We start from the raw sequence: 12084 nt of genomic DNA on the forward strand, positions 1-12084 counted from the left end.
GCGACAGGCTCGGGACGATCCCTGCCTAGAGCGTCTCGACCGGGCAAGGCACGAACGCCTTGCCGCGCAGTTGGTCCGCAGGCAGTGCTGCCAGCGCCGCCTGCTGCGCCTCGCTGGCCTGCGCCACTCGCAGCAGGCGCAGCGGCACGCTGGCGTTGACCACGCGGGCGGTGCGCACGCCGCGATCCAGCAGCGTCGTCAGTTCGCTCTCCGCACCGGCCCGGCTGTCGTGGCGGCTGATCACCAGGAGCGGTGCGCTGCCGGGCGAGGCATTGGCCAGCTCGGGGGCGATGCTGCGTCGCTTCAGTTCGTCGCGCTTCTTCTGCAACTGCTCGGTTTCGGCGAACGGGCCCATCGCGACCCACCAGGTCGTCGTGAGTTCGCGCTCGGACCAGCCGACGTCGGGCAGCGCGGCCTTGACGGCCGCCTCGGCGACCGTCAGCTCGGCCGCGCTGTAGGGGCCCGCCTCGAGGCAGGCCGTCGCGGGCGCACTGGTCAGGGCCGCGGCCGACGCGGCCGCGCTCGCCGGAAGCACGGCCGGCGCCGAGGCCGCTTCGGCCGGGATCAGGCGGAGGCGGTCGGGATCGACCTGCATCGCCAGGCGTTCGGGCTCCCGCTCGCCCTCGGGGCGGGCGCCGATGGCGCTGTGCAGCGGCGCGAGCCAACCCTGCCGCCAGACCCAGAAGCCCGCATTGGCCAGCAGCAGCAGCAGCACCAGCGCTCTCAGCATGGCCGCACGCTCACTTCGCCGCTGTCGATCAGGCGCAGCTCGCCGCCGTCGGTCCGCACGCGCAGTGCGCCGCGCGCGTCGACGCCCTCGGCCACGCCGCGTTCGGCGTCGGTGGACGTGGTCTGGACCGGCCTGCCGGCCAGCGCGTCGCGCGCGGCGAAGCGCGTCGCGAAGGCCTCGAAACCCCGTTGTTCGAAGACCCCCAGGGCGATGAGCAGCGGCGGTGCCAGACGCGCCAGCATTTCCGGGGCGCGTGCCAGCGGCTCGATCTCGCGCCAGCCGGCGGTGGCCTGGGTGATCTCGGGCCGCGCGTCGGGGCGCGCCAGGTTCAGGCCGACGCCGATCACGGCGTATCGGCCGCCGTCGGGCAGCGCGGCGGTCTCGATCAGCACGCCGCCGAGCTTGCGTCCCGGCGCGCCGGGAGCCGCTTCGTCGATGAGCCACAGGTCGTTCGGCCACTTCAGCCGAACGCCGGGGTGCAAGGCCTCGGCGAGCGCCACGCCGACCGCGAGCGACAGGCCCGACCAGTCCGCGGGGGCCAGTGTCAGGCCGAGCGAGAAGGTCAGCGAACCCAGGCCGTCGGCCGTCGACGAGGAGGCGGTGGTGGTATCGGAGAACCACGTGCGGCCGAGCCGCCCGCGGCCGGCCGTCTGTCGCTCCGCCACCAGCAGGCAGGGCGCACCGTCACCGCTGCGGGCCCGCTCCAGCAGGCGCGTGCTGGTGGAGTCGGTCTCGACCAGCGCTTCGACGCTGAGGCCCGGCCTCAGCGGTTCGAGCTGGGCCCACAGCGCCTCGAGCGGCCAGCGCAGCGGCGCGATGCCGGTGCCCTGCGCGTCGACGGCGCGGCGTAGCGGGGGCACGGCAGCGTCGGGCACGGGGTCAGCGCTTGGGCGCGAGCATGGTGCCGCGGCAGGCCTTGTGCCCGCAACGGCACTCGTACTGCTTCTTCAGCTTGGGGGTGTAGCGCTCGTCGATCACCAGGCCGTAATCGTAGAACAGCTCCTCGCCGGTCTTGACGGCGCGCAGCGTCTTGATGAACACGCGGCCGTCCGTCTCGTCGGCCTCGCAGTTGGGGGTGCAGGCGTGGTTGATCCAGCGTGCCGCATTGCCGCCGACCTTGGCGTCGATCACGTGGTCTTCGTCGATGCTGAAGTAGAAGGTATGGTGCGGGTCGGCGGGGTCGTGAGGATGGCGGCGCAGCGCCTCGGGCCAGTCGATCACCTCGCCGGTGTACTCGATCAGTGTCTCGCCCTTGGCCAGCGGTCGCAACGCGAAGACGCCTTTGCCATGCACCCCGGAGCGCCGCACCTGGATGCGCCGGCCGTCGCGGCTCGCGGGGGGCGCCGTCGGTCGGGTGGCCCGGGGGGCGGGGGCGGTCTTGCGGCGCGTCGATTGCGTCATGTTCGAGTTTGGCTACATTGAATCATGGGTGCGCGCGCGTGAGCGCGTGCGCGCGAGAGCCCGGATTGTAGGGACGCCCCGCCGCGTTGGCGCGCGGGACGGCGCTGCAATCGGGCGACAACGACATCGAGAACATGAGCAAAGCACTGGTCATCGCCGAGAAACCTTCCGTCGCACAAGACATCGTGCGGGCCCTGACGCCCACGAGCGGCAAGTTCGAGAAGCACGACGATCACTTCGAGAACGAGCACTACGTCGTCACCTCGGCGGTCGGCCACCTGGTCGAGATCAAGGCGCCCGAGGAGTACGACGTGAAGCGCGGCAAGTGGAGCTTCGCGCACCTGCCGGTGATCCCGCCGCACTTCGACCTCGCGCCGATCGACAAGGCCAAGAGCCGGCTCAACGCGGTGGTCAAGCAGGTCAAGCGCAAGGATGTCACTGAACTCATCAACGCCTGCGACGCCGGACGCGAGGGCGAGCTGATCTTCCGCCTGATCGTGCAGTACGCAGGCACCGAGAAGAAGCCGATCGACAAGCCGGTGCGCCGTCTGTGGCTGCAGAGCATGACGCCGCAGGCGATCCGCGACGGCTTCGAGCGCCTGCGCTCCGACGCCGAACTGCGCGGCCTGGCCGACGCCGCCCGCAGCCGCAGCGAGGCCGACTGGCTGGTCGGCATCAACGGCACGCGGGCGATGACGGCCTTCAACTCGCGCGACGGCGGCTTCTTCCTCACCACCGTCGGCCGGGTGCAGACGCCCACGCTCAGCATCGTGGTCGAGCGCGAGGAGAAGATCCGCAAGCACGTGGCGCGCGACTACTGGGAGATCAAGGCGAGCTTCGACGCCAAGGCTGGTTCGTACGAGGGCAAGTGGTTCGATCCGGCATGGAGGAAGAACGACGATGCCGAGCGCCGCGCCGACCGGCTCTGGAACGAGGCCGATGCACAGGCGATCGCGCAGGCGGTGCGCGGCCAGCCGGCCACCGTCAGCGAGGAATCCAAGCCCAGCACCCAGAGCAGCCCGCAGCTCTACGACCTGACGCTGCTGCAGCGCGAGGCCAATTCGCGCTTCGGCTTCTCGGCCAAGACCACGCTGTCGATCGCTCAGGCGCTGTACGAGAAACACAAGGTGCTGACCTACCCACGGACCGACAGCAAGGCGCTGCCGGAAGACTACGTGAGCGTCGTGAAGCAGACGATGGAGATGCTCGCCACCGAGGACCTGCCCGGTCCGCTGAAGGCGCTGTCGGCGCACGCCCGCAAGGCGGTGAAGGAAGGCTACGTCAAGCCCAACAAGCGCATCTTCGACAACGCCAAGGTCTCGGACCACTTCGCGATCATCCCGACCTTGCAGGCGCCCAAGAGCCTGACCGACATCGAGGCCAAGCTCTACGACCTGGTGGTCAAGCGCTTCCTCGCGGTGTTCTATCCGCCGGCCGAGTTCCTGGTCACGACGCGCATCTCCACCGTCAAGGCGGGCGCCTCGGAACACCGGTTCCAGACCAACGGCAAGGTGATGGTCAAGCCGGGCTGGCTGGCCGTCTACGGCCGCGACGTGGAAGACGCCGACGCCACGCTGGTGCCGGTCGAGCCCGGCGAGGTGGTGCGCACCGAGAGCGTCGACGTCAATGCGCTGAAGACCAAGCCGCCGGCACGCTACACCGAGGCCACGCTGCTGTCGGCGATGGAGAGCGCCGGCAAGCTGATCGACGACGACGAGCTGCGCGAGGCGATGCAGGAGAAGGGCCTGGGCACGCCGGCGACGCGCGCGCAGACCATCGAAGGCCTGATTCTCGAGAAGTACATGCACCGCGACGGGCGCGAACTCATCCCCACCGCCAAGGCCTTCCAGCTGATGACGCTGCTGCGCGGCCTGCAGGTGGAGGAGCTGACCCAGCCCGAGCTGACCGGCAACTGGGAGTACCAGCTCGCCGAGATGGAGAAGGGCAAGCTCAGCCGCGACGCCTTCATGCGCGAGATCGCCGCGATGACGCAGAAGATCGTCGCCAAGGCCAAGGAGTACGATCGCGACACCATCCCCGGCGACTACGCGACGCTGAAGACGCCCTGCCCGAAATGCGGCGGCGTCGTGAAGGAGAACTACCGGCGCTTCACCTGCGCCGGGAAATCAGGCGACGCCGAGGGCTGCGGCTTCAGCATCAGCAAGATCCCCGGCGGGCGCAGCTTCGAGCTCGACGAGGTGGAGGCCTTCATCGCGCACAAGAAGATCGGCCCGCTCGAGGGCTTCCGCTCCAAGGCCGGCTGGCCCTTCACCGCCGAACTCAAGCTGGCCTACGACGACGAAATCGCGAACTGGAAGCTCGAGTTCGACTTCGGCGACGATGCCAAGAAGGGCGAGGGCGACGGCACGCCGGTCGACTTCTCGGCGCAGCAGAGCCTGGGGGCCTGCCCCAAGTGCAAGGGGAATGTCTACGAGCACGGCAGCAGCTACGTCTGCGAGCACGCAGTCGGCGCGCACGTCACCTGCGATTTCAAGAGCGGCAAGATCATCCTGCAGCAGCCGGTGGCGCGCGAGCAGATGACCCGGCTGCTGCAGGAAGGCAAGACCGAACTGCTGGAGAACTTCGTGTCGAACAAGACGCGGCGCAAGTTCAAGGCCCGCCTCGCCTGGGATGCCAAGGAAGGCAAGGTCGGATTCGAGTTCGAGCCGCGGGTGGCCAAGGTGCCCGCCAAGAAGTCCGGGGTTCGCGCCGGCACCAAATCATGACGTCAACGGCTTGTACGGCGCAGGCGCGTCATGGGAGCGCAATGAAGGTGCTTTGCCTGGTCGCGACGTTGTTTGTGGCTGGATGCGGCGGCGGCGGCGGGGATGACCAACCACCGCGTACCACGATCTCATTTCGAGGCGCCACCGGCGATTACATCTCCCAGGGCCAGTCAGCGAAGTACAGCGATGTCGACAGCACGGTGTCGACCACCTACTCGGCGGGATACTTCCACGCCACCTTCGAGGCGCCTGACCTTTCGCACCGGTGGTCGATTGATCTGGCTTCCCCGAACGGTGAAGCCTTGGTGCCGGGAACGTATGCCGACGCTTGGCGTGCCGCGTTCCGCAACGGGCACAACGGCGTGGATTTCTATGGCGATGGCCGTGGCTGCAATGAGGTGTTCGGCGCATTCGTCGTCCTGGAGATCGGTTACGACTCCACCGGTCGGTTGAACCGCTTCGCCGCCGACTTCGAGCAACGCTGCGAAACGGTGACCTCTCCACAGTTGCGCGGATCCGTTCGTATCAACAGCACGATCTCGCCGACTTATCAATGAGTCGGCTCATACCAATGCGCGTTCAACCCTATCAAGTCGCTGGAGCGCTTCGGCTCAGTGCAGTCGTTGGGATGCGGCGGTTCTAAGCATCCTCCGGCCCGCGCCGGGGGACGTGAACGCAACGTGCCCTCAGCGCAGCACCAACACCGGGATCGCGGCGTGCGTCAGCACCTTCTGGGTCTCGCTGCCCAGCAGCAGGGCCTTGAGGCCGCGGCGGCCGTGCGAAGCCATCACGATCAGGTCGCAGCCGGACTGCGCCGCCGTGTCGTTGATCGCCTCGTAGGGATGATCGTGCGTGACGACCAGGCTGTGACAGGGCACCCCGATTTCCTGTGCCGCGCGCTCCACCTCGGCCAGGAACTTGCGCGCCTGAGCCTTGCATTCGGCCACGAACTCCTCGCGGGTGTCCTCGAGCATCGTGGTGCGGTAGGTCAGCGTGTGGAAGGTCGGCACGACGTGGATCGCAGTGATGCGTGCCTGCTGTTCCTTGGCGAACTGCAGGGCTTTGCGGGTCGTTGCCTCGGAAGGGCTGGATCCATCGGTCGGCAATAGCAGATGCTTGAACATGGCAACCTCCTTGGCTGTGCCTTGAAAGATTAGTTCACGATGGAGCGATGCGCGACCGCTTCCGCATCTCCTGGATACTCGATCCATGTCTCCGTTGATCTTCCTCAAGCTCCTGGCGATCTTCGTGACGATCGGCATCGGCTGGGCGGCGGGGCGCTGCAAGCCGTTCGCCGGCGGCGAGGCGGCGCGCATCCTCTCGAATGCGGCGTTCTACGTGTTCGCGCCGGCGCTGCTGTTCCGGGCCACCGCACGCATCGACCTGGGCACCTTGCCCTGGCAGGCGCTGGGCGCCTTCTTCGTGCCCGTGGTGGCCTGGATGCTGGTCGTCTACCTGCAGCAGCGTCGCCGCCGTGACACCGCTGCCGCGCAGCCCGCGGTGCGCGCCATCACCGCCTCGTTCGGCAACAACGCCCAGCTCGGCATCCCGATGGCCGCCGCGCTGTTCGGCGAGGTCGGCCTGCAGCTGCACCTGTCGATCGTCAGCCTGCACGCGCTGATCCTGCTCACGGTGCTGACGCTGCTGGTCGAGCGCGACCTGGCCCATGCGATCGCGCGCGATGCCGGCCAGTCGCCGTCGCTGTCGCGCACGCTGCTGCTGACCGTGCGCAACACCGTCATCCACCCGATCGTGTTGCCGGTGCTGGCCGGCATGGCCTGGAACCTGACCGGCGCGCCGATCCCCGGCCCGATCGACGAGGTGCTGCAGATGCTGGGCACCGCGGTCGTGCCGCTGTGCCTGGTGGCGATCGGCCTGTCGCTCGGTCACTACGGCCTGCGCGGCGCGGCGGGCCCGGCGCTGATGCTGGCGGCGGCCAAGCTGCTGGTGCAGCCGGCGCTGGTGCTCGCGGTCGGCTACGGCATGGGCCTGCGCGGGCTGCCGCTGGCGGTGATCGTCATGGCCGCGGCGATGCCGACCGGCTCGAACGCGCTGATGTTCGCGCAGCGCTACCGCAGCGGCGAGGCCGAGGCGACCGCGGCGATCGTGATCTCGACGCTGGCCTTCGCCGCGACCGCGCCGCTGTGGCTGCTGCTGACGCAGTGGTTGAGCTGAGCTGAAAAGCCGAGGCCCGCCGCTCGGCAGGGCCGGCCCTGCTTTGCGACAATCCGGCCATGAACGCTCCCGACGCCACCCCCGTGATCGCGCTGATGGACCGCCTGGGCAGCGCGGCGCGCAGCGCGTCGACCGCGATGGCCGCCGCGTCGACGGCGGCGAAGAACGCGGCGCTGCTGGCGCTGGCGCGCGAGATCCGGGCCGGGGCTGCGCAGCTGGCCGCGGAGAACGAGCGCGACCTCGACGCGGCCACCCGCGCCGGCCTGGCCGCGCCGATGGTCGACCGCCTGCGCCTCACCGACAAGGTGATCGCGCTGATGGCCGAAGGCTGCGAGCAGGTCGCCGTGCTGCCCGACCCGATCGGCGAGATGACGAACCTGCGCCGGCGCCCGAGCGGCATCACCGTCGGCCAGATGCGCGTGCCGCTGGGCGTGTTCGGCATGGTCTACGAGAGCCGGCCGAACGTGACGATCGACGCCGCCTCGCTGGCCATCAAGAGCGGCAACGCCGCGATCCTGCGCGGCGGGTCCGAGGCGCTGCATTCGAACACCGCGCTGATGGCGCTGGTGGCGCGCGCGCTGGCCGAGGCCGGGCTGCCGGGCGATGCCGTGCAGCTGGTGCCCACCACCGACCGCGCCGCAGTCGGCCGGCTGATCGCCATGCCGCAGTACGTCGACGTGATCATCCCGCGCGGCGGCAAGGGCCTGATCGAGCGCATCGCCGCCGAGGCCACGGTGCCGGTCATCAAGCACCTGGACGGCAACTGCCATGTGTACGTCGACGCCAGCGCCGACCTCGACCTGGCGGTGCGCGTGACCGACAACGCCAAGACCCAGAAGTACAGCCCCTGCAATGCGGCCGAATCGCTGCTGGTGCACCGCGATGTCGCGGCGGCCTTCCTGCCGCGCATCGGCGCGGTGTTCGCGGCCAAGGGCGTGGAGATGCGCTGCGGCCCGCGCGCCAAGGCGCTGCTGGCGGCCGTGCCTGGCGCGAAGCTGGTCGACGCGACCGAGGCCGACTGGGCCGAGGAATACCTCGCGCCGGTGATCAGCATCAAGCTGGTCGATTCGCTCGACGAGGCGATTGCGCGCATCAACCGCTACGGCTCGCATCACACCGACGCGATCCTGACCACGAACCACCCGAACGCGATGCGCTTCCTGCGCGAGGTCGATTCGGCCAGCGTGATGGTCAATGCCAGCACGCGTTTCGCCGACGGCTTCGAGTTCGGCCTGGGCGCCGAGATCGGCATCAGCACCGACAAGTTCCACGCCCGCGGGCCGGTGGGCCTCGAGGGCCTGACCTCGATGAAGTGGGTGGTGTTCGGGCAGGGCGAGGTCCGCACCTGATCGGCACATGAGCCTCGATCCGCGCGGCGCACTCGTCCTGTTCTCCGGCGGTCAGGACTCGACCGCCTGCCTGGCCTGGGCGCTGGAGCACCACGCGCACGTGGAGACCATCGGCTTCGACTACGGCCAGCGGCACGTCGTCGAACTCGAATGCCGCATGCCGGTGCGCGAGGCCATCGCGCGTTCGTTCCCGCTGTGGGCCGGCCGGCTGGCCAACGACCACGTTCTCGACCTCGGTCTGCTCGGCCAGATCTCCGACACCGCGCTGACCTCGGCCCGCGAGATCGAGATGCAGGCCAACGGCCTGCCGAGCACCTTCGTGCCGGGTCGCAACCTGCTGTTCCTCGGCTTCGCGGCCACCGTGGCCTACCGGCGCAACCTCAGCGTGCTGGTCGGCGGCATGTGCGAGACCGACTACTCCGGCTACCCCGACTGCCGCGACAACACCCTCAAGGCGCTGCAGGTCGCGCTGAGCCTGGGCATGGCCACGCCGATGACGATCGAGACGCCGCTGATGTGGCTCGACAAGGCGCAGACCTGGGCGTTGACCGATCGCCTGGGCGGCTCGGCCTTGAACGAGTTGATCCTCGAGCACACCCACAGCTGCTACCTCGGCGACCGCAGCGTGCGCCATGCCTGGGGCTACGGCTGCAATGCCTGCCCGGCCTGCGAGTTGCGGCGCAAGGGCTACGAGGCCTGGTGCGCCAGCGCCTGAGGCACGCCGCGGTCGCCGCGACCGCTGGCGTAGAGTCGGCAGCCATGTTGGCGGCCCCCCTTTCCCGATGAGCACGACGCGCACGGTCCTCGTCGCGCTGTTGGCCCTTCTGCTGTTCTGGGGCGTGGGAGCCTACAACCGCCTGGTGCGCCTGCGCAGCGCGGTCGGCGCGAGCTGGGGGCCGATCGACGTCCAGCTGCGTCGTCGCCAGGCGCTCGCCTTCGAGCTCACCGAACTGCTGGCCAGCGACGAGGCGCGGCCGGCGATGGGTGACGCGGTCGGCGCCGCGATGCTGCAGACCGTGGTGGCCGCGACCCGGCAGGCGCAGGCCGCGGCCGACCACGCGCAAGGGCGACCCACCAGCGCCGGTGCGATCCAGAGCCTCGGGCTCGCCGAGCAGGTGCTCGAAGGGGCGCTGCGGCCACTGCGCGTGCTGATCGAAGCCCGCGCCGACCGTTTCGACATGATGGCGACCGTGGAGCGCGTGGAGACCTTGATGAATGATCTGCAGGAGACCGACGCGCAGATCGCCTTCACGAGGCGTGTCTTCAAGGACGCCGTCACCGATTTCAATGCGGCGGTGCACGAACTGCCGACGCGGCTGATCGCCAGCCTGTTCGGTTTCCGGCCGGCGGCGGCGCTGCAGGCCGCCACGCCCGACCGTGGACCGGACTCCCAGATCGCGTCGTCGTTCGGCGACCGCGTCTGAGAGTCGATGAGCCGGCCGGCCCTGGTGGAAACCGCGCGCCGCCTGATGGGGGCCGACGGTGAGGTGAGTCCGCTCGATCGCTGCGCTGGGTGACGTTGCCCTAACTGCTCGGCGACGCGCTGCGGCTTGCGGCCACGCTGCTGGACGTTCCGCTGCCGGCGGGCCTCGCGGCGCGCTACACCGAGCCGGGCTGGGCCTGACGCCATCGCGCGGCGCACGAGGCCGCTCGGCCGGCGGCGGCCGCCTACACTGCGCGGCCGTGAACGCTCCCCCCCCGTCCTCCCTCCCGCTGGCCACGCTGCTGGCGCACACCGCCGACGCGGTGGCCGCGGTGTGCGCCGGGCGTTCGTTGAACGATGCACTGGCGGCCGTGCCGGCGCTGCCCCGGCCGGGCGCGCAGGCGCTGGCGTTTCGCGTGCTGCGCGGCCTGGGCCTTGCCCAGGCGCTGCGCCGCCGGCTCGTGCCGAAGGCGCCACCGGCCTGGGTCGATGCCTTGCTGCTCAGTGCGTTCGCGCTGGCTCACCAGGATGCCGACACGGCCGAGGCGCCGCCCTACGCGCCGCACACGCTGGTGAGCCAGGCGGTCGAGGCGGCCAAGCTGCGGGCCCGGGCGCAGGCGGGCTTCGTCAACGCGGTGCTGCGACGCTACCTGCGGGAGCAGCCGGCGCTGGTCGCCGCCACCGCAAAGGACCCGGTCGCGAAGTGGAACCATCCGCGCTGGTGGATCGAGACGCTTCAGCGTGACTGGCCGCAGCACTGGGCCGACCTGCTGCGCGCCAACGACCGGCGTGCGCCGATGACGCTGCGCGTCAATGCACGGCAGCAGGACCGTGCGAGCTACCTGCAACGTCTGGCGCAGGCCGGCATCGCCGCCCGCGCCGTGACCCGGCCCGGCGCGGCGGATGGCCAGGCCATCGAGCTCGCCGTACCTTGCGCCGTGTCCTTGTTGCCGGGCTTCACCGAGGGTGCCGTGTCGGTGCAGGACCTCGCGGCCCAGCAGGCGGCGCCGTTGCTGCTGGGCACCGGCCTGCCGCCTGGCGCTCGGGTGCTCGACGCCTGTGCGGCGCCCGGCGGCAAGACGGCCCACCTGCTGGAACTCGCCGATCTGGACCTGCTGGCCCTGGACGCCGACGCGCAGCGGCTGGTGAAGGTGAGGGAGACCTTGCAGCGCCTCGGCCTGCGTGCGCACACGCAGGCCGCCGACGCGCGCGACGTGGCGTCCTGGTGGGACGGCCGGCCGTTCGACGCCATCCTGCTCGACGCCCCCTGCAGCGCCTCGGGCATCGTGCGGCGCCATCCCGACGTTCGCTGGCTGCGCCGCGCCTCGGACATCGAGGCGCTGGCGTCGACCCAGGCGGGGCTCCTCGACGCGCTGTGGCCGGTGCTCCGGCCCGGCGGGCGCCTGCTCTACGCCACCTGCTCGGTCTTCAAGGCCGAAGGCGTGCATCAGATCGACGCTTTTTTGCAACGCGCACCCGACGCCATCGAGCGGCCTTCACCCGACTACCTGCTGCCGGTGGCCGACAATCCCGATCAGGGGAGCGAGGGGCCGCCACAGCCCTCGACGGACGGCTTCTATTACGCGCTGCTCGACAAGCGTTCGTCCTGAGCCACACCGCGACCTACCCATCATCCCGAACTCCGACCTGCTGCCGTGTTCACCGCCCCGGTTCGACGCTGGTTTCAGCCTGCCGCAGGACGGTCGGCCGGGTGGCTGCCCGCAGTCTGGCTGGCGCTGGTGATCTGGCTGGCGGTCGGCGCGTCGCTGGCGCACGCCGACGGCATCGAGCTCAGCGCGCTGGACCTGACGCGCGGTGACGAGGGCCTGCTGCTCGGCTATACCGCCAGCGTCGTGCTGCCCCATGCGGTCGAGGACGCGCTGCAGAAGGGGGTGCCGCTGCATTTCGTGGCCGAGGCCGAGGTGCTCCGATCGCGCTGGTACTGGCGCGACAAGCGCGTAGCACGTGCCACCCGCACCTGGCGCATCACCTGGCAGCCGCTGACGCGGCGCTACCGCGTCAATTTCGGCAGCCTGAGCCAGAGCTACGACTCGCTGTCCGACGCCCTGTGGGTGGTGCAGCGCGCCACCCGCTGGAAGCTCGCTGAGGCCGGCGACCTGGACGACGGCAACGGCCAGTACCTCGAGTTCAGCCTGCGGCTCGACACCTCGCAGCTGCCGCGGCCCCTGCAGATCAGCTTCGGCGGCCAGGCCGAATGGGCGCTCGAGGTCGAGCGCCGGCTGGCCGTGCCCGAGGCGCAGCCGCGCTGAGCCGCGAACG

At 70.2% G+C, this 12084-nt stretch carries 12 protein-coding genes; 8 read left to right on the forward strand and 4 right to left on the reverse strand.

Features of this window, described 5'->3' with window-relative positions:
• Positions 1-25: 25 nt before the first annotated feature.
• The 3 genes from ASC67_RS12170 to ASC67_RS12180 are packed head-to-tail and all read right to left on the reverse strand — an operon-like array spanning position 26 to position 2131.
• A complete protein-coding gene (locus ASC67_RS12170) occupies positions 26-730 on the reverse strand; it encodes a hypothetical protein (protein ID WP_056320524.1) in 705 nt (234 codons plus the stop codon).
• A complete protein-coding gene (locus tag ASC67_RS12175; RefSeq protein WP_235566300.1) occupies positions 724-1590 on the reverse strand; it encodes a biotin--[acetyl-CoA-carboxylase] ligase in 867 nt (288 codons plus the stop codon). The genes ASC67_RS12170 and ASC67_RS12175 overlap by 7 nt, the downstream gene beginning before the upstream one ends.
• Before the next feature lie 19 nt (positions 1591-1609).
• Positions 1610-2131 (reverse strand): SET domain-containing protein, encoded by a 522-nt coding sequence (locus tag ASC67_RS12180; protein WP_200946912.1) that lies wholly within the window; start codon positions 2129-2131, stop codon positions 1610-1612.
• A gap of 134 nt (positions 2132-2265) precedes the next feature.
• On the opposite strand from ASC67_RS12180, the gene ASC67_RS12185 reads away from it, so the two are divergent.
• Together ASC67_RS12185 and ASC67_RS12190 are read left to right on the forward strand one after the other, a co-directional pair.
• Positions 2266-4857 (forward strand): DNA topoisomerase III, encoded by a 2592-nt coding sequence (locus ASC67_RS12185; RefSeq protein WP_056320947.1) that lies wholly within the window; start codon positions 2266-2268, stop codon positions 4855-4857.
• Between the two features lie 41 nt (positions 4858-4898).
• Positions 4899-5414 carry a hypothetical protein gene (locus ASC67_RS12190; protein ID WP_056320526.1) on the forward strand — a complete coding sequence of 172 codons (516 nt, stop codon included), beginning with the start codon at positions 4899-4901 and terminating at the stop codon, positions 5412-5414.
• Positions 5415-5543: 129 nt separating this feature from the next.
• Here ASC67_RS12190 and ASC67_RS12195 read toward each other — a convergent pair whose 3' ends face one another.
• A complete protein-coding gene (locus ASC67_RS12195) occupies positions 5544-5981 on the reverse strand; it encodes a universal stress protein (RefSeq protein ID WP_056320530.1) in 438 nt (145 codons plus the stop codon).
• Between the two features lie 85 nt (positions 5982-6066).
• On the opposite strand from ASC67_RS12195, the gene ASC67_RS12200 reads away from it, so the two are divergent.
• The 6 genes from ASC67_RS12200 to ASC67_RS12225 all read left to right on the forward strand — a co-directional run bounded on the left by ASC67_RS12200 (position 6067) and on the right by ASC67_RS12225 (position 12074).
• Positions 6067-7032: an AEC family transporter gene (locus ASC67_RS12200; protein WP_056320534.1), complete on the forward strand. Its 966-nt coding sequence runs from the start codon at positions 6067-6069 to the stop codon at positions 7030-7032.
• Positions 7033-7091: 59 nt separating this feature from the next.
• On the forward strand, positions 7092-8381 hold the full coding sequence (locus ASC67_RS12205; RefSeq protein ID WP_056320537.1) for a glutamate-5-semialdehyde dehydrogenase: 1290 nt from the start codon (positions 7092-7094) through the stop codon (positions 8379-8381).
• Positions 8382-8388: 7 nt separating this feature from the next.
• Positions 8389-9096, forward strand: a complete 708-nt coding sequence (gene queC, locus ASC67_RS12210; RefSeq protein WP_056320540.1) for a 7-cyano-7-deazaguanine synthase QueC — start codon at positions 8389-8391, stop codon at positions 9094-9096.
• Positions 9097-9163: 67 nt separating this feature from the next.
• Positions 9164-9805 carry a LemA family protein gene (locus ASC67_RS12215; protein ID WP_056320542.1) on the forward strand — a complete coding sequence of 214 codons (642 nt, stop codon included), beginning with the start codon at positions 9164-9166 and terminating at the stop codon, positions 9803-9805.
• A gap of 259 nt (positions 9806-10064) precedes the next feature.
• The gene (gene rsmB, locus ASC67_RS12220) at positions 10065-11414 is read left to right on the forward strand and encodes a 16S rRNA (cytosine(967)-C(5))-methyltransferase RsmB (protein ID WP_056320545.1); all 1350 of its coding nucleotides are present in this window, start codon (positions 10065-10067) and stop codon (positions 11412-11414) included.
• A gap of 45 nt (positions 11415-11459) precedes the next feature.
• The gene (locus tag ASC67_RS12225) at positions 11460-12074 is read left to right on the forward strand and encodes a DUF4390 domain-containing protein (protein WP_082535981.1); all 615 of its coding nucleotides are present in this window, start codon (positions 11460-11462) and stop codon (positions 12072-12074) included.
• Positions 12075-12084: the final 10 nt, after the last annotated feature.

This window comes from Methylibium sp. Root1272 (genome assembly GCF_001425905.1).
Lineage (GTDB): Bacteria > Pseudomonadota > Gammaproteobacteria > Burkholderiales > Burkholderiaceae_C > Methylibium.